The following is a 19,182-nucleotide window of genomic DNA, read 5'->3' on the forward strand; positions in this document are numbered from 1 at the left end:
AGCCACGAAGCCACAAAGGGGGTGAGCCGATCCGACGTTCATCGCCCTTTGCGAGGGCCGCCCGTTATAGTGCTACGCGCATCGGCGCATGACGTCGCAGCTACGCACCCCTTTGTGGCTTCGTGGCTTTGTGCGAGTCGTTCTTGCAGGCATCTCAGGCCAGCGCCGCGTCGGCCCCCATCAAATTCGGGAAAAAGCCTTCGTGCGCCTCGCGCAGTTCGGCCAGCGTCACCTGATGATCGCTTTCGGGCAGTTCAAAGACGATGCGGTCCTTGATCGTGCGGCCGAGCGGGTCGACCGGCACGTCGGCGCGGCCCGCGGCATCGAGGAAGTCGGCGAGGCAGGTGTCGCAGACCGTGACGAGATAGAGGCCCTGATCCTCGCCGAAGAAGCTCTCGGCGACGCCGAAGGGCTGCTCCTCGCTGACCAGCACGCCGATGTTCGACTTCAGCGCCATTTCGGCGAGCGCCACCGCGACGCCCCCGTCGGACACGTCGTGGCAGGCGGTGATCCAGCCGGCATTGATCGCGTCGCGGATGAAATCGCCGGTGCGCTTTTCGGCTTTCAGGTCGACGGGCGGCGGCGGGCCTTCCTCGCGGCCCAAAATTTCGCGCAGCCAGATCGACTGGCCGAGATGGCCCATGCGCTCGCCGACCGCGAGGACGATGTCGCCGGTGCGCTTGAAGCCGATGCCGACCGCCTTGCCCAGATCGTCGATCACCCCGACGCCGCCGATCGCGGGGGTCGGCAGGATCGCGCTGCCGCCGCCGGTCGCCTTGCTCTCGTTATAGAGGCTCACATTGCCCGACACGATCGGATAGTCGAGCGCGCGGCACGCCTCGCCCATGCCGTCGAGACAACCGGTGATCTGCCCCATGATCTCGGGCCGCTGCGGGTTGGCGAAGTTCAGGCAGTTGGTGATCGCGAGCGGCGTCGCACCGACCGCGCTGATGTTGCGCCAGCTTTCGGCGACCGCCTGGCGGCCGCCCTCGAACGGATCGGCATAGCAATAGCGCGGGGTGCAGTCGGTCGTCATCGCGAGCGCGCGGTTCGTCCCGTGGATACGCACCAGCGCGGCATCGCCGCCGGTCTGCACCGTGTCGGCGCCGACCTGGCTGTCATATTGCTCCCAGATCCAGCGGCGGCTCGCGATGTCGGGGGTGCCCATCAGCGTCCTGAGGTCGGCGGCGACATCCTTCGTTTCGGGAACGTCGGTCAGCGGTGCCTGTTTCGGTGTCAGCACATGCGGCCGGTCATAGAGCGGCGCGTCGTCGGCGAGGGGGCCAAGCGGAATATCGCAGACGATCTCGCCATGATGTTCGAGCACCATGCGGCCGGTGTCGGTGACGGTGCCGATGACCGCGAAGTCGAGCTCCCATTTCTCGAAGATCGCCTTGGCGAACTCTTCCTTGCCGGGCTTGAGCACCATCAACATGCGTTCCTGGCTTTCCGACAGCATCATTTCATAGGCCGTCATGCCGGTCTCGCGCTGCGGCACATCGTCCATCCTGAGGTGGAGGCCGACGCCGCCCTTCGATGCCATCTCGACCGACGAGCTGGTCAGCCCCGCGGCGCCCATGTCCTGGATCGCGACGATCGCGTCCGACGCCATCAGCTCGAGGCACGCCTCGATCAGCAGCTTTTCGGTAAAGGGGTCGCCGACCTGCACCGTGGGGCGCTTTTCCTCGGCATCCTCGCCGAAGTCGGCGCTCGCCATCGTCGCGCCGTGGATGCCGTCGCGCCCGGTCTTCGAGCCGACATAGACGATCGGATTGCCGACGCCCGAGGCCGCCGAATAGAAAATCTTGTCCTGCTCGGCGACGCCGACGGTCATCGCATTGACCAGGATATTGCCGTCATAGGCCTTGTGAAAATTGACCTCGCCGCCGACCGTCGGCACGCCGACGCAATTGCCATAGCCGCCGATGCCGTGGACGACGCCCGAGATCAGATGCTTCATCTTGGGATGGTCGGGGCGGCCGAAACGCAGCGCGTTGAGGTTCGCGACCGGCCGCGCGCCCATGGTGAAGACGTCGCGCAAAATGCCGCCGACGCCCGTCGCCGCGCCCTGATAGGGTTCGATATAGCTCGGATGGTTGTGGCTCTCCATCTTGAAGATGGCGGCAAGTCTTTTGCCGTCCGGCCCTTCGCCGATGTCGATCACGCCGGCATTCTCGCCGGGGCCGCAGATCACCCACGGCGCCTCGGTCGGGAGCTTCTTCAGGTGGATGCGCGAACTTTTATAGCTGCAATGCTCGGACCACATGACCGAGAAGATGCCGAGTTCGACGAGATTCGGTTCGCGCCCGAGCGCGTGGAGGACGCGCTCATATTCCTCGGGCGAAAGCCCATGGTCGGCGACGATTTCGGGGGTGATGGCGGGCGCGGGCTGAGTCATGGCGCGCCTTTAGCGTCGCGCGCGCGATAGGAACAGACCCCATGTGGCCGAAACCGGCCGCATGGGGTCCAAATATGTCCGGCTCAGCGCGAGGCGAGCGTCGTCGCGGGCTTGTCGAGCGGCTGGACGTCGCGCAGCGAAAAGCTGACCTGCTGCGAACCGACCGTCCCGCGCACGCGATGTTCGCCGACGCGCAGCTTGAACGTCTTGCCCGTGCGCTCTTCGACGCCGCGGATCACGCGGTAGCCATCGGCTTCTTCGACCGTGTAGCTGTAGATGTGGCCGTCATGCTCGAACCGCTGCGGGGCGGCCTCATCGGCATGGACGGCGGGCGCCAGCGCTGCAAAACCGAGCGCGATGGGGAGGAAAATGGTTTTCATGATGCAAGTCCTTGTCTTTGAGAACAAAACTTGCCTTTAAGCCCCTCTTGTGTTGTGCAGTGCAACATGACCCGCTTTGGCCTGCGAGGCAATTGCAAAAAGTCGAAACGGGATTGTGCTGGAGACCGTCCTGTTCAGCTTGAACCGAAGCCCTGAGCCTGTCGAAGGGCGCTTCTCGTCGGGAGGCGCCCTTCGACAGGCTCTGGCTTCAGCGCGCGGCGGCGGCGCGTCCGCGTCCTGCCCACCAGGCGGCGAGCGCGAGCGCGGCATAGGCGAACAGCATCGTCGCCGGAATCGCGAGCGAATAGGCGGATTGCTTCGGCCCGAACCAGTCGATCGCCTGAAACAGCGCGAGCAGCGCCGCGAGCACCCACAGCCGGCCGTTGCCGCGCTCGCTGCCGGTGCGGCGCGCATAATAGAGGAGCGCCCCGCCCGCGAGCCCGATCTCGAGCGGCATTTCGATTTCCGGATGGTTCCACAACCCGAACCCGAGCCTGGGCGGCGCTCCGAACAGGGTGAGGTCGGGGATGTGGACGGCGAGGTCGAGCAGCCAGTGCGACAGCACGACGAGCCCCGCGCCGATCGCCGCCTCGCGCCGCCGCGTCGCAAACCAGACGGCGGCGCCGAACAGCAGGCCCCACAGCATCGCGCCGAGCAGGCTGTGCGTATAGGGCATATGATAGAGGTCCATCGGGTTCATCGCGGCGATGCCGGGGACGATGCGCATCGCCTCGACCCCCGGCACGAGCAGCCCCGCAAAGCCGATGTCGACGAGCTGCGCCGCGACGAACAGCGTGCCGAGCCCCGCGGCGCGCGGGCGCGAAGCGGCGACCAGCGCCGGGGCGAAATGGCCGATGAACATGAACGGAAGCTATCGCCCCGGCTGGCGACGTCAAGCTTGACCGCATGGGGGCGAAGGGGCCAAAGCAGGGGCCATGACGGATCTGCCCGACGCCCCCGCCGCCCCCGCCATCGCCTCCTTGTCGTTCGAGGCCGCGATGGGCGAGCTCGAATCGATCGTGCGGCGGCTCGAAAGCGGCGACGTCAGCCTCGAGGAATCGGTGACGCTTTACGAGCGCGGCCATGCGCTGCGCGCGCATTGCGAAGCGCGCCTCGCCGCCGCGCAGGCGCGGATCGAACAGGTCAGCCTGGGCGCCGACGGCGCGCCGGCGGGAACCACGCCCTTCGGCGAAAGCTGACCGGTGGCGGAGCTCGTCGGGGATGATTCGGCGAAAGCGGCGTTGTTGCTGCGTGCGGCGCAGGCCGACGTCGCATCGGGTATCGACGCGCTGTTCGACCAGCTCCTCCCGATCCCCGCCGATCCGCGCAGCACGCTCTATGAAGCGATGCGCTATGCCGCGATCGGCGGCGGCAAGCGGCTGCGCCCGCTCCTCGCGCGCGCGGCGGGCGATCTCTATCACGTCGATCGCGCGCTTTCGCTGCGCGTCGGGGCGGCGGTCGAGGCGATGCATGTCTATTCGCTGATCCACGACGATCTGCCCTGCATGGACGACGACGATCTGCGCCGCGGCAAGCCGACGGTACACAAGGCGTTCGGCGAAGCGACCGCGGTGCTCGCGGGCGATTCGCTGCATGCACTCGCCTTCGAATGGCTCGTCGATCCCGCGACGCACAGCGATCCGTTCGTGCGCGCCGAGCTGATCCGCGAACTCGCGCACGCCGCGGGACCGGCGGGCATGGCGGGCGGGCAGATGATGGATCTCGCGGCCGAGACCGCCGAATTCGACCTGCGCACGGTGACACGGCTCCAGCAGCTCAAGACCGGTGCGCTGATCGGCTTTTCGGTCGAGGCGGGGGCGATCCTCGCGCGCATCCCCGAGGAAGGGCGCCGGCCGCTGCGCGGATATGCGCGCGACATCGGGCTCGCCTTCCAGATCGCCGACGACATCATGGACGTCGAAGGCGACGAGGCGCTCGCGGGCAAGGCGCTGCACAAGGACGATGCGGCGGGCAAGGCGACCTTCGTGACGTTGATGGGCCTGGGCCGCGCACGCGAACAGGCGCGGCTGCTCGTCGAGCAGGCGGTCGATCATCTCGCGAATTTCGGCGAAGAGGCCGCGCTGCTGCGCGCCATCGCGCGCTATGTGGTGGAAAGGGACCGTTGATGCGCATTGGGGTTTATCCCGGAACATTCGATCCGATCACGCTCGGGCATATGGACATCATCCGGCGCGGCGCGAAGCTCGTCGACCGGCTCGTCATCGGCGTGACGACCAACATCGCCAAATCGCCGCTGTTCGACGACGACGAGCGGATCGCGATGGTGCGGCGCGAGGTCGAGGCGATCGAGGGCGACATTCACGTCGTCGGCTTCAATTCGCTGCTGATGGACTTCGCCGAGCGTGAAGGCGCGACGGTGATCGTGCGCGGGCTGCGCGCGGTCGCCGACTTCGAATATGAATATCAGATGGCGGGGATGAACCAGCAACTCAACGACCGCATCGAAACCGTCTTTCTGATGGCCGACGTCGGGCTTCAGCCGATCGCGTCGCGGCTGGTCAAGGAAATCGCGATCTTCGGCGGCGAGATCCACAAATTCGTGACCCCAGCGGTGCGCGGGGCGGTCGAGCGCCGCATCGCCGAACGCGGGCTGCGGCAGGGCGACGCCTAAGCCGATCATTGAGCATTCAGCTTTTTCCCGCTAGGCCGCGCCGGACGGGGCGCCAGACGGATATAGTGACAAAGGTCGACGAGATATGACATTCAGTTTCCGCCCCTTGCTTCTGGCCGCGATGGCGCTCGGACTGACGGTAGCGGCCGTCGCGCAGGAGGTGCCGCCCGCGCCCTCGCCGAACCCGGACGAAGCGCCCGCCGAACCGCCCGAGCCGGCCCCGCCGCCGCTGACCGAGGCACCGCCCGCCGAGGCACCCGAGGCCGCCGATGCCGCGCCGACCGAGGTAGCCCCCGCCGCGCCGACGATCACGCCCGAACAATATATGGGCAACCCCGAATATATGCTGAACCTCGACCTTTCGACCGGCGGCCGCGTGGTGATCCAGCTCTATCCCGACGTCGCGCCGCACCATGTCGAGCGCGTCAAGCAGCTCGCACGTTCGGGCTTTTACAATGGCGTGAAATTCCACCGCGTGATCGACGGCTTCATGGCGCAGACGGGCGATCCGACCGCGACCGGGCAGGGCGGGTCGGACCTGCCCGACCTTCAGGCCGAATTCAACGACAAGCCGCATCTGCGCGGCACCGTCTCGATGGCGCGCGCCAATGATCCGAACAGCGCCAACAGCCAGTTCTTCATCATGCTCCAGCCGCGCTTCTCGCTCGACCATAATTATACCGTCTTCGGGCGCGTCGTGTCGGGGATGCAATATGTCGACGCGATCCATAAGGGCGAGCCGCCCGAAGTGATGTCGCGCATGGTCCAGGTGTCGGTCGCCGCCGACCAGAAGCCCGTGCCGCCCGCGTCGATGCTGGTCGAGGACAAGCCGGCCGCGCCCGACATCTCCGCCGACGATCTCAACGCGCCGATCCGGTAAGCGAGGCGCAGGGGAGGGCTCCGCGGAGCCTGCCCCAATCGAAATCAGCCCTGAGCTTGTCGAAGGGCGCTTCTCGTCGATAGGCGCCCTTCGACAAGCTCAGGGCTACGGTTCAATCTGCCGAACGGACTTCAGCCGATGCGCGTCGACGATTTCGACTTCGACCTTCCGCCCGAGCGGATCGCGCTGCGCCCGGCGCGGCCGCGCGATGCGGCGCGGATGCTCGTCGTCGAAGGCCGCGCGATGCGCGATGCGGGGGTGCGCGACCTGCCCGCGCTGCTGCGCGCGGGCGACTGCCTCGTCTTCAACGACACGCGCGTCATCCCCGCGCAGCTCGAAGGCCAACGGGGCGTTCGACGTGACGGCGCGGCGAGCGCGCCGGGGGCCAAGATCGGCGCCACCCTGCACAAGCGCGTCGACCTGCGCCGCTGGCAGGCGTTCGTCCGCAATGCCAAACGGCTGCGCGTCGGCGAAACGGTCGATTTCGGTTCGGGGGTCGAGGCAGTCGCCGAGGAACGGCTCGCCGACGGCAGCTTCATACTCGCCTTCGCGGGCGACGAGCCGGTCGAACTGCTGCTCGAACGCGCCGGCACGATGCCGCTGCCGCCCTATATCGCGGGCAAGCGGGGGGCCGACGACGCCGACCGCGCCGACTATCAGACGATGTTCGCGCGTGAGGACGGCGCGGTCGCGGCGCCGACCGCGGCGCTGCATTTCACCCCCGGCCTGCTGGACGCGATCGCCGCCGCCGGCATCGCCACCGAAACGCTGACCTTGCACGTCGGCGCGGGCACTTTCCTGCCGGTCAAGGCCGACGACACCGACGATCATGTGATGCACGCCGAATGGGGCCGTATCGAGCCCGAGACCGCGGCGCGCCTCAACGCGGTGCGCGCCGCCGGCGGGCGGATCATCGCGGTCGGCACGACCAGCCTGCGCCTGCTCGAAAGCGCGGCCCGGACCGACGGCACGATCGCGCCCTTCGCGGGCGACACGTCGATCTTCATCACGCCGGGCTATCGTTTTCGCGCAGTGGGCGGATTGATGACCAATTTCCACCTGCCGCGATCGACCCTGTTCATGCTGGTCAGCGCGCTGATGGGATTGGACGTGATGCACGCGGCGTACAGCCACGCGATCGCGGAAGGTTACCGCTTCTACAGCTATGGCGATTCCAGCCTGCTGCTGCCGGAGCGATAGCGGCGACCATGCTCTTCCGCGGCACCGGCGATCAGGCCGGCACCGTGCTCTCGTCGAAGAACAGCACCTGCGAAATCGCCGCGCGCAGCGTCGCGGGCTGATAGGGCTTGGTGAGCAGGAAGGCGGGCTCGGGCCGATCGCCGGTGAGCAGCCGTTCGGGGAAGGCGGTGATGAAGATCACGGGCACCTTCGTCTCGCTCAATATTTCCTGCACCGCCTCGATCCCCGAACTATTGTCGGCGAGCTGGATGTCGGCGAGCACCAGGCCCGGCTGGTGCGTCTGTGCGTCGGCGACGGCCTCGCGGTGTGTCGTCGCCACCGCGACGACCTCGTGCCCCAGGTCGCGGACGATCATTTCGATGTCCATCGCGATGATCGGCTCGTCCTCGATAATCAGGATGCGCGCACGCGTCTGGCGGTCGATCTCGTCCATCGCATCGGCGACCAGCTTGTGGACATCATCGACGTCGCGGCCGATGATCCGGCCGGTTTCGGCTTCGCTGAAGCCTTCGACCGCGGTCAGCAGCAGCGCCTGCCGCGCGAGCGAAGGAATGCGGCGAAGCCGCGCGTCGGCGATCCGCGCGTCGGGAGCCGCCGCTTCGTCGGCAGCGGCGGCTTCGGCGATCACCCCGAAATTGTCGTGGATCATGCGATAGAGCTGGATTCGAAGGTCGCCGCCCGCGTCGATTGCGTCGGGATGCGAGACGAGCGTTTCGAGCAATTTCGCGACGAGCGCGTCGCCGCTCGCCTGGCTTCCCGAAATCGCGCGGCCATAGCGCCGCAGATAGGGGAGATGCGGCGCGATCGCCTGGCCCAGTGACATAGAAATTACCCTCCTGATGCAGACGGTTCGCCCGCTTGAAATCCGCAGAAACCCGCAGATGGCAATAAAAAATCCATCCGCGTTCGGCATAATTTTACCGAAGTGGAACGATTCGGCGATAAAATGGTTTCATATAAAAGGTTCAGGTGCCATTGCGATTTGGTAAAGGCGCGGTTAGCAGAAGGCCCCATGTCCAACGGATGTCGCGATAATGTCGTCTGAATCCGGTTCGCCCGACCATAAGGCTGCCGGAAAAGACGCCAAAAAGAAGGTGTCGGGAAAGGGGCGGGACGTCAACATCGCCCTGCGCCGTGCCTATGAGTCTGCGCTCGACGAATCGATTCCGAAGTCGATGCTCGATCTGCTCGCCAAGCTCGATTGACCTCAGCGGCGATAGCGCGCCGCGAAATCGCTCTGAAATTCCTTGAAACGCCCTGCGGCGATCGCCTCGCGCATCGCCTGCATCAGCGCCTGATAGAAATGCAGATTATGCTGCGTCATCAGCATCGCGCCGAGCATCTCGCCCGAGCGGACGAGATGATGCAGATAGGCGCGCGACCAGCTGCTGCACACCGGACAGTCGCACGCCGCGTCGAGCGGGCCCGGATCCTCGGCATGTCTGGCGTTGCGGATATTGACCGGTCCGTTCCAGGTGAACGCCTGCCCGTTGCGCCCCGAGCGCGTCGGCAGCACGCAATCGAACATGTCGACCCCGCGCGCGACCGCGCCGACCAGATCGTCGGGCTTGCCCACCCCCATCAGATAGCGCGGCTTGCCGGCGGGTAGCTGCGCGGGCGCATAGTCGAGCACGCCGAACATCGCCTCCTGCCCCTCGCCGACCGCCAGCCCGCCGATCGCATAGCCGTCGAAGCCGATGTCGATCAGTGCGTCGGCCGACCGCTGGCGCAGCGCTTCATCGAGCGAGCCTTGCTGGATGCCGAACAGCGCCGACCGCGCCGCATGATCCTCGCCCGCGTCGAAGCCCGCGCGGCTGCGCGCCGCCCAGCGCATCGAGCGCTCCATGCTCGCCTCGGCCCGCTTCGCGTCGACGCCATTGGGCGGGCATTCGTCGAACGCCATCACGATGTCGCTGCCGAGCAGCCGCTGAATCTCCATCGAGCGTTCGGGGGTGAGCATGTGGCGCGAGCCGTCGAGGTGGCTCTGAAAGGCGACGCCTTCCTCGCTCTGCCTGGTGAGCGCCGACAGGCTCATCACCTGATAGCCGCCGCTGTCGGTCAGGATCGGCCGCTCCCACCCCATGAAGCCGTGCAGCCCGCCGAGCCGCGCGACGCGCTCGGCGCCGGGGCGCAGCATCAGATGATAGGTATTGCCCAGAATGATGTCGGCACCGGTCGCGCGCACCTCGTCGGGGCGCATCGCCTTCACGGTCGCGGCGGTCCCGACCGGCATGAAGGCCGGCGTGCGGATGTCGCCGCGCATCATGCGGATCGTGCCGGTGCGCGCCGCGCCGTCGGTCGCGGCGATCGAGAAGGCGAATCGTGTCGTCATCGGGCGCGCCTATGGCGGGCGGGCGCCCGAAAGTCGAGCGCCGGCCCTATTCGCGCTCGTCGTCGCTCGACGGCTCTTCCTCGGCGGCCTTGACCTTCTCCTTCGGCTTTTGCTTTTCGAAAGTCGCGAGCAATTTCGACTTTTCGGCCTCCGAGAGGTCCTTCTCGGCCGCGGGGAACATCTCGTCCTCTTCCTCGTCGATATGGTGGAGATAGCGGTCCTTCATCGTGCGAAAGCGGGTGAGCCAGCCGGTCGAGGCGAAGTCCATCTCATAGAGTTCGGTCAGCATATCCTCGATCTCCTTATGCTCGGAGACGCTGTGCTGCGCGTCGTCGCGCAGGCCGGGCTTGGCGAGCATCGTCGCATAGAGCGACATTTCCTCCGACGCGGCGTGCGCGGTCACCTCGATGCGGAACGCCTCGAACAGCCTTTCGCGCTCGGGGCTGTCGCCGTGCGTCTCGTCGATCTGACGCAGCAATTTGCGGTGGCGGTCGTGATCGGCCTTCAGCCGGGCGAAGATTTTGGTCTCGGCCATGATATGCTCCGTTCTGCGAGTAAGTTCGCAGGTCGGAACGGCCGATCGGCGGCACGGTTCCGGTCAGGCGGCCCGCCAGCCGGTCGTCGTCGTAAAGGCGGGGAGGCGACAGGTTGCGGATGAGGTCGAGCTGGTCGAGCGATTCGATGCCTTCGGCGGCCGTCTCCATCGCCAGCGCCTCGGCGAGCGCGACGATCGCGGCGTTGCGCGATCCCTTCGCGGTCGCGCCGCGCACGAAGCTCTGGTCGATCTTGATCTTCAAACCTCGACCGGCCAATTTATGGGTCGACGTCCTAGCCCCGGCGCGGCCCCGGCCATGCACCGCAAAGCCTTGCCATAATATATATAATCGGTTCGCACGGGGGTAAGCGATCACCCCTGTTCTTCGCGGCACGCCGTGCATCTTGTAAAGGCGCGCGGCGCGGGCGATAGCGGCCGGCGATGACCCTGCCGCCCTCCACCCGCCGGTCGGCGCTCGACCGGCTCACCGCCGACGCGCCTTTCCTCGCGCGGCTCGCCGAGCTTTTTCCTGAGGATGTCGCGCGTTTCCTCGCCGACGGCACCGACACCGCGCTGGCCGCCGTGACAGCGCCCGCGGTCGACGAAGAGGTCATGCGCACGCTCCGCCGCTGGCGCGGCCGCACCGCCTTGCTGCTCGCGCTCGGCGATCTTTCGGGCGAGCATGATGTCGCGGCGACGACGCGGCGCCTGTCCGAATTTGCCGATACCGCCTGCGACCTCGCGCTCGCCGCCGCCTTTGCCGAACGCGTCCCCGACGCCGCGCCGCAGGGCCTCGCAGTGATCGCGCTCGGCAAGCTCGGCAGCTTCGAACTCAACTATTCGTCGGACATCGACCCGATCCTGATCTTTGATCCCGCAACGCTGCCGCGCCGCGAGCGCGACGATCCGGACGAGGCCGCAGTGCGGATCGCGCGGCGCTTCGTCGAGATTCTTTCGGCGCGCACCGCCGACGGCCATGTGCTGCGCGTCGACCTCAGGCTGCGTCCGCATCCCGAAGTGACGCCGATCGTGCTGCCGGTGAACGCCGCCATCTCCTATTATGAATCCGAAGCGCTCGCATGGGAGCAGGCGGCGTTCATCCGCAGCCGCGCCTCGGCGGGCGACCGCGCGCTCGGGACGCGCTTCCTCGAGGCGATTCAGCCCTTCATCTGGCGGCGCAGCCTCGATTTCCGGCAGCTCAAGGAAATCGGGGCGATGAGCGACCGCATCCGCGACCATTTCGCGCAGGGGCAGGACTTCGGCCCCGGCTATGACTTGAAGCGCGGGCGCGGCGGCATCCGCGAGATCGAATTTTTCGCGCAGGTTCATCAGCTCATCTATGGCGGGCGCGACCCCGCGCTGCGCGCCCCCGCGACGGTCGATGCGCTCGCGGCGCTTGCCGGCGCGGGCCGTGTTGCCCCCGACGTCGCGGCGCGCCTGTCGGACCATTATGCGACGCTGCGCCGTATCGAGCACCGCTTGCAGATGATCGACGATCAGCAGACGCACAGCCTGCCCGTCCAGCCGGACGCGCTCGACGCGGTCGCGCGCCTCGACGGCGAGGCGGACGGTGCGGCGCTCCTCGACACGCTGCGCCCCGTCGTCGGCGATGTCGGCGCCTGCTATGACAGGCTCGTCGCCGACCGCGCGGTGGCGACCGGCCTGCCGCGCGACGAAAGCGAGCTGGCGGCGGCGCTCGCCGCGGCGGGCTTCGAGCCGCCCGATCCCGCGCTGCGCACGATCGCCGAATGGCGCAGCGGCAAGCTGCGCGCGCTGCGCAGTCCCGCGGCGCTCGAAGCGCTCGAAACCATGCTCCCCGAGCTGATGAAGGCGATCGGCGCGGCGCCCGATCCGGCGGCGACGCTGATCCGCTTCGACAAGCTGGTGGCGGGCCTGCCGAGCGCGGTCAATTTCTTCCACCTGCTCGCGGCGCAGCCCGCGCTCGCCCGCGTCGCGACGCGCATATTGTCGCTCGCGCCGACGCTCGCCGACGCGCTCGCCGCGCGCGTCGAACTGATCGACGGACTGATCGACGCGCGCGCCTTCGACGCGCCGGCGGACAAGGCGGAGCTGATTGCCGAATGGACGCCGGGGCTCGCCGGGCTCGACTATGAACGGCTGCTCGACCGCGTGCGCGACCGCGTTGGCGAGCGGCGTTTCGCCTATGGCGCGCAGCTTGTTGCAGGCGCCGCCGACCCGCTGATCGTCGCGCGCGGCTATTCGGATCTCGCCGAAGCGGCGTTGCAGCTGCTCGCCGACGCGACGGTCGCCGAATTCGTCGAGGCGCACGGGCGCGTGCCGGACAGCGAACTCGTGATCCTCGCGCTCGGGCGCTTCGGCGGGCAGGCGCTGACCCACGCCTCCGACCTCGACCTCATCTATCTGTTCACCGGCGACCATCTCGCCGAATCGGACGGCCCGCGCCCGCTCGGCGCGACGACCTATTACAACCGCCTCGCGCAGCGCGTGACCGCGGCGATGTCGGTGCCCACCGCGGCGGGCAAGCTCTATGATGTCGATGTGCGCCTGCGGCCGCAGGGCGCGCAGGGGCCGCTCGTCGTCACCGTCGACAGTTTCGAACGCTACCAGCGCGAAGAGGCCTGGACGTGGGAGCATATGGCGCTGCTCCGCGCGCGCCCGGTCTATGGCAGCGACGCGGCGCGCGGCGAGGTCGCGCGCGTGATCGCCGACGTGCTCGCCCGTCCGCGGGGCGGCAGCGTCGCCACCGAAGCCGCGGCGATGCGCGCGCGGATCGCCGCGCACAAGCCGCCGGCGGGGCCGCTCGACGTCAAGACGGGGGCGGGGGGGCTCGTCGACCTCGAATTCGCGATGCAGGTGGTGCAATTGCAATCGGGCCGCTGCCACGATCCGCATATCCCGACCGCGCTCGCCTGCCTTGCGGCGGCGGGGCTTGCGCCGGATGCGATCGTCGCGGCGCACCGCCTGCTCGCGCGGCTGCTCGTGATGCTGCGGCTGACCGCGCCCGACGGCGAGCCGCAGGCGGCGGCGGCGCGGCAGCTTGTCGCGGCGGCGTGCGGCTGCGACAATTGGCCGGCGCTGCTTGAAGCGCACGACGCCGCACGGCAGGAGGTCGCCGGCTGGTGGGCGGCGATTCGCCCCGCCGACGAACAGCAGGAGACGAAATGATGAGCGCAATCGCCCTCGGGGATGCGATTCCCCCGGTAAAGCTCGCCGATGCCGACGGCGCGACGATCGACCTCGCCAGCCTGAAGGGCGCGCCGCTGATCGTCTATTTCTATCCGAAGGCCGATACGCCCGGCTGCACCGTCGAGGCGCAGGATTTCACGCGGCTTTCGCCCGATTTCGCGCATCTCGGCGCGCATGTCGTCGCGGTGTCGCGCGATGCACCGCAAAAGCTGTGCAAATTCCGCGACAAATATGGGCTCACCGTGCGGCTCGCCTCGGACGAGGATGGGGCGGTGTGCGAAGCCTTTGGCACCTGGGTCGAAAAGACGAACTACGGCCGAACCTATATGGGGATCGAGCGCTCGACCTTCCTGTTCGGCGCCGACGGAAAGCTCGCGAAGCTATGGCGCAAGGTCCGCGTCAAAGGCCATGCCGAGGCGGTGCTGGAGGCGGCGAAGGCGCTTTGACCGTGCCATTTTGCCCTTCCGTTTGTCCTGAGGAGCCATTGAGCTTGACGAAATGGCGTCTCGAAGGACGTCAGCACTGCGCCTCTGTCCTTCGAGACGGGGCTTCGGCAGGCTCAGCCCCTCCTCAGGACGAACGGGTCGGATCATGACCACGCTCGGCGAAGCCGCGCGCGCGGTCCTGCTGACGCCGGACCCGCACGCCAAGCGCCGCGCGGCGCGGGCGCTCGCGCGCGGCTGGCGGCGCGGCGACATCGCGCATCGCTGCGACGTCCCGCTCCCCGACCGGCCGGCATGGCCCGCGGCGCCCGAACTGCTCGCGCCGGCGCAGATGCCGCGCCGCCGCAAGGGCGGGTCCGAACGCGGCCGCATAGCGATGCTCCACGCGCTCGCGCATATCGAATTTGTCGCGATCGACCTCGCGGTCGATCTCGTCGGGCGCTTCGGGGGAGAATTTCCGCGCGGTTTCGTCGACGACTGGCTCGGCGTCGCGGCCGACGAGGCGATGCATTTCGCGCTGCTCGACCGCCGCCTGCGCGCGCTCGGCAGCCATTATGGCGCGCTCCCCGCGCACGCGGGTCTGTGGGAAGCCGCCGAGGCGACCGCCGACGACGCGCTGGCGCGGCTCGCGATCGTGCCGATGGTGCTCGAAGCGCGCGGGCTCGACGTCACCCCGGCGACGGTGACGCGCTTCCGCGACGCGGGTGACGAAGCCTCGGCGAAAATCCTCGAACGCATCTATGCGGACGAGATCAGGCACGTGGGGGCGGGGACGAGCTGGTTCGAATGGCTGTGCGACGAACGGCAAATGGAGCCGCGCGCGACATGGCAAAGCCTAGTAAAAGCGCGCTTTCGCGGGAGTTTGAAGCCGCCGTTCAACGACTCGGCGCGCCGGGACGCCGGTTTAACGCAAGAATACTACGCGGTTATTGCTTAGTAACCATTGTCCATGCACCAAGGCTCGCGAGCGGGGAATGAACCCATTCAGACAAGCAACCGGCACCGGTGACGCGCGCGAATGCGTCGCCGGCGACATGGCGAATAGCGGGGTCGATACGTGCGAAACGAAAGCTTTACGCAGAAGTTCCGTCTCGGATTCATTTTTTGTGCAATGGCTCTCGCAGGCGCCGCCGCCCCGGCCGCCCATGCGGTCGAGAACAGCGCCGATGCCGGCGTGATCGTCCCCGACGAACCCGATGACGACAGCTTCGACGCGGGCGTCGCGCCGTCGGTCGGCGAAGACAGCGAAGCGCGCGCGGTGTTTCAGGCGTGGAAGCGCCTCGACACCGGCCTGACCGCTTCGCTCGGCGTCGCAGTGCCCTCGCGCCGCCCGATCGAGCAGATGTCGCTTTCCTCGTCCTATGGCATGCGCGTCCATCCGATCACGGGCAAGGTCGCGCGCCACAACGGCATCGACATTCCGGCGCCCTATGGCACGCCGATCTATGCGACCGCGGACGGCATCGTCGGCCGCGCGCAGCGCCTCGGCGGCTACGGCAATTATGTCGAAATCAACCACGGCAACGAAATCCAGACGCGCTACGGCCATATGTCGCGCTTCGTCGTCCATGCAGGCGAGCGGGTGAAGAAGGGCGAGGTCATCGGCTATGTCGGCTCGACCGGCCGTTCGACGGGCAACCACCTTCACTACGAAGTCCGCATCGAAGGCTCGCCGGTCAACCCGCTGCCCTTTGTCCGCTCGGACCAGATGGCCGTCGCTGCGCTGTCGGGCGACCAGGCCAGGATGGCGATGGGCGGCCCCGAGGAATAGGAATCCTTCAAGGGTTCGGAGAGGAGGGGGCGTCCTCCGGCCCGCGGCCGAGGCGCCCTTTTCTTTTGCGCCTCCGCTCCCTATCTTGACCATATGGCCACGCAGCTTTCCGACATCACCCTGTCGCCCGCGGCGGCGACCCGCGTCCGCTGGATCGCCGAGCGCAAGGGCGGGGCACAGCCCGCGCTGCGCCTCGCGGTCGACGGCGGCGGCTGTTCGGGTTTCACCTACCGCTTCGAACTTGCGACCAGCATCGACGCCGACGACATCGTCACCGAAACCGACGGGGTAAAGCTCGTCGTCGACCCGGTCAGCATCGACCTTGTGCGCGGCTGCACGGTCGATTTCGTCGATTCGCTCGGCGGCTCCTCGTTCAAGGTCGACAACCCCAACGCCGCGGCCGGCTGCGGCTGCGGGTCGAGCTTCGCGATCTGACGCCTTTCTTGGGCGCGCGCTTCCTGTCATAGGGGGCGCATGAAAATCGCGACGTTCAATATCAACGGCATCAAGGCACGCCTGCCGCGCCTCGTCGAATGGCTCGAAGAGACGCAGCCCGACATCGTGTGCCTTCAGGAACTCAAGTCGAGCGACGAGACGATCCCGGCCAGGGAGATCGAGGCGGCGGGCTATGGCGCGCTCTATCACGGGCAAAAGGGGTTCAACGGCGTCGCGATCCTCGCGCGCGGGGCCGAGCCGGTCGAGATCCAGCGCGGCCTCGCCGGCGAGGAGGAGGATGAGCAGTCGCGCTATCTCGAAGCCGATATATTCGGCGTGCGCGTCGCGTCGATCTATCTGCCCAACGGCAATCCGCAGCCCGGCCCCAAATTCGATTACAAGCTGCGCTGGATGGCGCGGCTGCGCGCGCGCGCGCAGGCCTTGCTGGCCGCCGAAATCCCCGCCGTGCTCGCGGGCGACTATAATGTCATTCCGCACGACGACGACGTCTGGGACCCGCGCGCCATGGCCGCCGACGCGCTGATACAGCCCGAATCGCGCGACGCATATTTTCGCATCCTCGGCGACGGCTGGACCGACGCGCTGCGCAGCCGCCACCCCGCCGGGCATGTCTGGACCTTCTGGGACTATCAGGCGGGCGGCTGGCAACGCGACCATGGTTTCCGCATCGACCATCTGCTGCTCAGCCCGGCGATGGCCGACCGGCTGATCGACGCGCGGGTCGACAAGGCCTATCGCGGCCGCGAAAAGGCGAGCGACCACGCGCCGACCTGGGCGCAGTTCCGATAGTCGCGCCGCTCCTTGTCTTGAAGGACGTCCCGGTCTAATTGAGAACGACTCGCAACAGGAGTTTTTCATGCCGGAAACAAGCGCCTATCAGGTCGCGGACTGGAACGGCCGGAACGGCGAGCAATGGGTCGCCAATCAGGCGCGGCTCGACCAAATGCTCGCCGTCTTCGGCGACGCCGCGATTGCGGCGGCGGCGCCGGCCGCCGGTGACCGGGTGCTGGACGTCGGCTGCGGCGCGGGCACGACCAGCATCGCGCTCGCCGCCCGCGTCGGGTCGCGGGGGCGCGTGCTGGGCGTCGACATTTCGGAGCCGCTGATCCGGCATGCGCGCAGCAGGGCGCCGGCCGGGACGCCGCTGACCTTCGAACTGGCCGACGCCGGCCGCACCGCGCTGCCGGCGCAGAGCTTCGACCTGCTCTTCTCGCGCTTCGGGACGATGTTCTTCGACGATCCGGCGGCGGCGTTCGCGCATATGCGCAGGGCGCTAAGACCCGGCGGACGGCTGGCGTTCGTGTGCTGGCGCGCGGCGGCGGAGAATGACTGGGTGCGGTTGCCGATGGGGGCGATCCGCGACCTCGTGCCTCCACCTCCGTCCCCCGATCCCGAGGCGCCCGGACCCTTTTCCTTCGGCGACCGCGATCGCGTCGCGCGCATCCTGACGGCCGCGGGCTTCGCCGATGTCGCGATCGCGCCGTTCGACCATGAGCTTCCGTTCGGCGAGGGCGCGACGCGCGCGGCGGCGATCGACGATGCGGTCGACATGGCCTTTCAGGTCGGCCCGCTGTCGCGCGCGCTGTCCGATCAGCCCGACGCCGTCCGCGCGCCCGCGGCGGAGGCGGTCCGGCGCGCCTTTGCGGCGCGGCCGGGTGAGCGGTCGGTGATGATCGACGGCGCCGCGTGGATCGTCACCGCGCGCAATCCGTCCTGACCGGCGATTCGCATGATGACCCTTCGGCACATTCGACAAGGGCGGGCTTCGGGCTTGGCGATTCAGGGCTCGTCCTGCTGTCCTGTGCCTCAGGCCAGAACCTTGTCGTAGATGCGATAGACGCGATTCTCGGTCGCCTCGATCGCCCTGGCGACCGCGATCATCCCCTGATTGTCGTCGAGCACCCAGCCGATGTCGCCATATTCGGCGCCATAGGTGGCGACGCCGTCGCGGCGGATGAATTCGATCATCATGAAGGCGAGGGTGCTCGCCATGCGGCTGTTCTGCAGCTTCTTGACCACGCCCATCAGCGGCACGCGCAGGGTGCGGCTCTTCGGCTTCCTGAGCCACCAGAGCAGCCGCGCCCAGCCGAAGGGGAGCAGCGAGCCGTCCATGTCGATCAGCAGCTCGTTGATGTTCGGCAGCACGATCATGAAGGCGACGGGCTCGCCGTCGAGTTCGGCGACGCGGATCAGATCCTCGAACACCAGCGCTTTCAATTTCTTGCCGACAAAGGCGATCTCGCTGTCGGTCAGCGGGACGAAGCCCCAATTGTCCGACCAGGCGTCATTGAGGATGCCCATGATCAGCCGCGCCTCGGCATCGAACCGGCGCTTGTCGACGCGGCGGATGCGGATGCGCTCATTCTTTTCGCCCGCCGCGACGATGCGGTTGACGATCGGCGGGAAGCCGTCGGCGATCGGCACCTTATAGTTGAGCAGCGTCTTGACGGGGCGATAGCCGGCGCCCTCGACCCATGGGCGATAGAGCGCGCTGTTGTGGCCGAGCATGATCGTCGGCGGCGTGTCGAACCCCTCGACGAGCAGGCCCGGCTCGTCCCAGATCGAGATCGACAGCGGGCCGAGCGAGCGCGTCATCCCCTGATCGCGCAGCCACGCCTCGGCGCGCGCGAGCAGCGCCTGCGCGATGCCTTCGTCCTCGGCCTCCAGCAGCCCCCAGTTTCCGGTCCCCGGCCCCATCCCCTGCCCGGCGGGCTGGGCGAGCGCGAGTTCGTCGATATGCGCCGAAATGCGGCCGACGGTGCGCCCGTCGCGGCGCGCGAGGAACAACTGCGCCCGACCATGTTCGAACCACGGATTCTTGCCGGGGGTGAGGAGGTCGAAGGCTTCGCTCCTGAGCGGCGGCACCCACGCCGGGTCGCCGCGGTTCAGCCGAAAGGCCAGCTCGACGAATTCGCGTTTGTCGGTCTTCGTCCTGACCGGAATGATGCTGACGGGGCCCTGGGCGTGTGCGGCCATCTCTGGTTTCC

General features: G+C 67.7%; 20 protein-coding genes. 13 read left to right on the forward strand and 7 right to left on the reverse strand.

Annotated features, from left to right (window positions below; all coding sequences use genetic code 11):
* Positions 1-154: 154 nt before the first annotated feature.
* The 3 genes from purL to CHB69_RS08180 form a co-directional block, all read right to left on the reverse strand.
* On the reverse strand, positions 155-2,398 hold the full coding sequence (gene purL, locus CHB69_RS08170; RefSeq protein ID WP_089215491.1) for a phosphoribosylformylglycinamidine synthase subunit PurL: 2,244 nt from the start codon (positions 2,396-2,398) through the stop codon (positions 155-157).
* An 83-nt stretch (positions 2,399-2,481) separates the two neighbouring features.
* Complete coding sequence (locus CHB69_RS08175; protein WP_089215492.1) at positions 2,482-2,778, reverse strand: hypothetical protein; 297 nt, start codon at positions 2,776-2,778, stop codon at positions 2,482-2,484.
* 208 nt (positions 2,779-2,986) lie between these two features.
* On the reverse strand, positions 2,987-3,640 hold the full coding sequence (locus tag CHB69_RS08180; RefSeq protein ID WP_089215493.1) for a hypothetical protein: 654 nt from the start codon (positions 3,638-3,640) through the stop codon (positions 2,987-2,989).
* Positions 3,641-3,713: 73 nt separating this feature from the next.
* Here CHB69_RS08180 and CHB69_RS08185 point away from each other — a divergent pair, with 73 nt between their 5' ends.
* The 5 genes from CHB69_RS08185 to queA all read left to right on the forward strand — a co-directional run bounded on the left by CHB69_RS08185 (position 3,714) and on the right by queA (position 7,490).
* On the forward strand, positions 3,714-3,977 hold the full coding sequence (locus CHB69_RS08185; RefSeq protein WP_089215494.1) for an exodeoxyribonuclease VII small subunit: 264 nt from the start codon (positions 3,714-3,716) through the stop codon (positions 3,975-3,977).
* Between the two features lie 3 nt (positions 3,978-3,980).
* Positions 3,981-4,904, forward strand: coding sequence for a polyprenyl synthetase family protein (locus tag CHB69_RS08190; RefSeq protein WP_089215495.1), 924 nt, complete (start codon positions 3,981-3,983; stop codon positions 4,902-4,904).
* On the forward strand, positions 4,904-5,410 hold the full coding sequence (gene coaD, locus CHB69_RS08195; RefSeq protein ID WP_089215496.1) for a pantetheine-phosphate adenylyltransferase: 507 nt from the start codon (positions 4,904-4,906) through the stop codon (positions 5,408-5,410). Before CHB69_RS08190 ends, coaD begins: the two co-directional genes overlap by 1 nt.
* An 85-nt stretch (positions 5,411-5,495) precedes the next feature.
* Entirely contained in the window at positions 5,496-6,290 is a 795-nt protein-coding gene (locus tag CHB69_RS08200) for a peptidylprolyl isomerase (RefSeq protein WP_245836625.1), read from the forward strand.
* Positions 6,291-6,428: 138 nt separating this feature from the next.
* The gene (gene queA / locus CHB69_RS08205) at positions 6,429-7,490 is read left to right on the forward strand and encodes a tRNA preQ1(34) S-adenosylmethionine ribosyltransferase-isomerase QueA (RefSeq protein ID WP_089215497.1); all 1,062 of its coding nucleotides are present in this window, start codon (positions 6,429-6,431) and stop codon (positions 7,488-7,490) included.
* 31 nt (positions 7,491-7,521) lie between these two features.
* On the opposite strand, the gene CHB69_RS08210 is transcribed toward queA, so the two are convergent.
* Complete coding sequence (locus tag CHB69_RS08210) at positions 7,522-8,313, reverse strand: response regulator (protein WP_089215498.1); 792 nt, start codon at positions 8,311-8,313, stop codon at positions 7,522-7,524.
* A 211-nt stretch (positions 8,314-8,524) separates the two neighbouring features.
* Here CHB69_RS08210 and CHB69_RS20085 point away from each other — a divergent pair, with 211 nt between their 5' ends.
* The gene (locus tag CHB69_RS20085; protein WP_170935481.1) at positions 8,525-8,695 is read left to right on the forward strand and encodes a NepR family anti-sigma factor; all 171 of its coding nucleotides are present in this window, start codon (positions 8,525-8,527) and stop codon (positions 8,693-8,695) included.
* 2 nt (positions 8,696-8,697) lie between these two features.
* On the opposite strand, the gene tgt is transcribed toward CHB69_RS20085, so the two are convergent.
* A complete protein-coding gene (gene tgt, locus CHB69_RS08215; protein ID WP_089215499.1) occupies positions 8,698-9,822 on the reverse strand; it encodes a tRNA guanosine(34) transglycosylase Tgt in 1,125 nt (374 codons plus the stop codon).
* A gap of 46 nt (positions 9,823-9,868) precedes the next feature.
* Entirely contained in the window at positions 9,869-10,357 is a 489-nt protein-coding gene (locus CHB69_RS08220) for a hemerythrin domain-containing protein (RefSeq protein WP_089215500.1), read from the reverse strand.
* Between the two features lie 441 nt (positions 10,358-10,798).
* Here CHB69_RS08220 and CHB69_RS08230 point away from each other — a divergent pair, with 441 nt between their 5' ends.
* The 7 genes from CHB69_RS08230 (at position 10,799) to CHB69_RS08260 (ending at position 17,912) form a co-directional block, all read left to right on the forward strand.
* The gene (locus CHB69_RS08230; RefSeq protein WP_089215502.1) at positions 10,799-13,504 is read left to right on the forward strand and encodes a bifunctional [glutamine synthetase] adenylyltransferase/[glutamine synthetase]-adenylyl-L-tyrosine phosphorylase; all 2,706 of its coding nucleotides are present in this window, start codon (positions 10,799-10,801) and stop codon (positions 13,502-13,504) included.
* Positions 13,504-13,971, forward strand: coding sequence for a peroxiredoxin (locus CHB69_RS08235; RefSeq protein WP_089215503.1), 468 nt, complete (start codon positions 13,504-13,506; stop codon positions 13,969-13,971). The genes CHB69_RS08230 and CHB69_RS08235 overlap by 1 nt, the downstream gene beginning before the upstream one ends.
* Positions 13,972-14,116: 145 nt before the next feature.
* Entirely contained in the window at positions 14,117-14,905 is a 789-nt protein-coding gene (locus CHB69_RS08240; RefSeq protein ID WP_089215504.1) for a ferritin-like domain-containing protein, read from the forward strand.
* A 174-nt stretch (positions 14,906-15,079) separates the two neighbouring features.
* Positions 15,080-15,739: a M23 family metallopeptidase gene (locus CHB69_RS08245; RefSeq protein ID WP_089215505.1), complete on the forward strand. Its 660-nt coding sequence runs from the start codon at positions 15,080-15,082 to the stop codon at positions 15,737-15,739.
* Between the two features lie 93 nt (positions 15,740-15,832).
* On the forward strand, positions 15,833-16,174 hold the full coding sequence (gene erpA, locus CHB69_RS08250; RefSeq protein ID WP_089215506.1) for an iron-sulfur cluster insertion protein ErpA: 342 nt from the start codon (positions 15,833-15,835) through the stop codon (positions 16,172-16,174).
* A 39-nt stretch (positions 16,175-16,213) separates the two neighbouring features.
* Positions 16,214-16,984, forward strand: coding sequence for an exodeoxyribonuclease III (gene xth / locus CHB69_RS08255; RefSeq protein WP_089215507.1), 771 nt, complete (start codon positions 16,214-16,216; stop codon positions 16,982-16,984).
* A 67-nt stretch (positions 16,985-17,051) separates the two neighbouring features.
* Entirely contained in the window at positions 17,052-17,912 is an 861-nt protein-coding gene (locus tag CHB69_RS08260) for a class I SAM-dependent methyltransferase (protein WP_089215508.1), read from the forward strand.
* 89 nt (positions 17,913-18,001) lie between these two features.
* Here CHB69_RS08260 and CHB69_RS08265 read toward each other — a convergent pair whose 3' ends face one another.
* Positions 18,002-19,171 carry an N-acetyltransferase gene (locus CHB69_RS08265; protein WP_089215509.1) on the reverse strand — a complete coding sequence of 390 codons (1,170 nt, stop codon included), beginning with the start codon at positions 19,169-19,171 and terminating at the stop codon, positions 18,002-18,004.
* Positions 19,172-19,182 lie beyond the last annotated feature (11 nt).

Origin of the sequence: Sphingopyxis indica (genome assembly GCF_900188185.1) — a bacterium.
Classification (GTDB): Bacteria; Pseudomonadota; Alphaproteobacteria; order Sphingomonadales; family Sphingomonadaceae; genus Sphingopyxis; species Sphingopyxis indica.

What these genes read in the sequence shown, in the direction of transcription:
- purL (WP_089215491.1), bottom strand. Translation starts at nt 2,398, where the DNA reads ATGACTCAGCCCGCGCCCGCCATCACCCCCGAAATCGTCGCCGACCAT.
- queA (WP_089215497.1), top strand. Translation starts at nt 6,429, where the DNA reads ATGCGCGTCGACGATTTCGACTTCGACCTTCCGCCCGAGCGGATCGCG.
- xth (WP_089215507.1), top strand. Translation starts at nt 16,214, where the DNA reads ATGAAAATCGCGACGTTCAATATCAACGGCATCAAGGCACGCCTGCCG.
- coaD (WP_089215496.1), top strand. Translation starts at nt 4,904, where the DNA reads ATGCGCATTGGGGTTTATCCCGGAACATTCGATCCGATCACGCTCGGG.
- erpA (WP_089215506.1), top strand. Translation starts at nt 15,833, where the DNA reads ATGGCCACGCAGCTTTCCGACATCACCCTGTCGCCCGCGGCGGCGACC.
- CHB69_RS08260 (WP_089215508.1), top strand. Translation starts at nt 17,052, where the DNA reads ATGCCGGAAACAAGCGCCTATCAGGTCGCGGACTGGAACGGCCGGAAC.
- CHB69_RS08175 (WP_089215492.1), bottom strand. Translation starts at nt 2,778, where the DNA reads ATGAAAACCATTTTCCTCCCCATCGCGCTCGGTTTTGCAGCGCTGGCG.
- CHB69_RS08210 (WP_089215498.1), bottom strand. Translation starts at nt 8,313, where the DNA reads ATGTCACTGGGCCAGGCGATCGCGCCGCATCTCCCCTATCTGCGGCGC.
- CHB69_RS08180 (WP_089215493.1), bottom strand. Translation starts at nt 3,640, where the DNA reads ATGTTCATCGGCCATTTCGCCCCGGCGCTGGTCGCCGCTTCGCGCCCG.
- CHB69_RS08185 (WP_089215494.1), top strand. Translation starts at nt 3,714, where the DNA reads ATGACGGATCTGCCCGACGCCCCCGCCGCCCCCGCCATCGCCTCCTTG.
- CHB69_RS08230 (WP_089215502.1), top strand. Translation starts at nt 10,799, where the DNA reads ATGACCCTGCCGCCCTCCACCCGCCGGTCGGCGCTCGACCGGCTCACC.
- CHB69_RS08235 (WP_089215503.1), top strand. Translation starts at nt 13,504, where the DNA reads ATGAGCGCAATCGCCCTCGGGGATGCGATTCCCCCGGTAAAGCTCGCC.
- CHB69_RS08245 (WP_089215505.1), top strand. Translation starts at nt 15,080, where the DNA reads ATGGCTCTCGCAGGCGCCGCCGCCCCGGCCGCCCATGCGGTCGAGAAC.
- CHB69_RS20085 (WP_170935481.1), top strand. Translation starts at nt 8,525, where the DNA reads ATGTCGTCTGAATCCGGTTCGCCCGACCATAAGGCTGCCGGAAAAGAC.
- CHB69_RS08240 (WP_089215504.1), top strand. Translation starts at nt 14,117, where the DNA reads ATGACCACGCTCGGCGAAGCCGCGCGCGCGGTCCTGCTGACGCCGGAC.
- tgt (WP_089215499.1), bottom strand. Translation starts at nt 9,822, where the DNA reads ATGACGACACGATTCGCCTTCTCGATCGCCGCGACCGACGGCGCGGCG.
- CHB69_RS08200 (WP_245836625.1), top strand. Translation starts at nt 5,496, where the DNA reads ATGACATTCAGTTTCCGCCCCTTGCTTCTGGCCGCGATGGCGCTCGGA.
- CHB69_RS08265 (WP_089215509.1), bottom strand. Translation starts at nt 19,171, where the DNA reads ATGGCCGCACACGCCCAGGGCCCCGTCAGCATCATTCCGGTCAGGACG.
- CHB69_RS08220 (WP_089215500.1), bottom strand. Translation starts at nt 10,357, where the DNA reads ATGGCCGAGACCAAAATCTTCGCCCGGCTGAAGGCCGATCACGACCGC.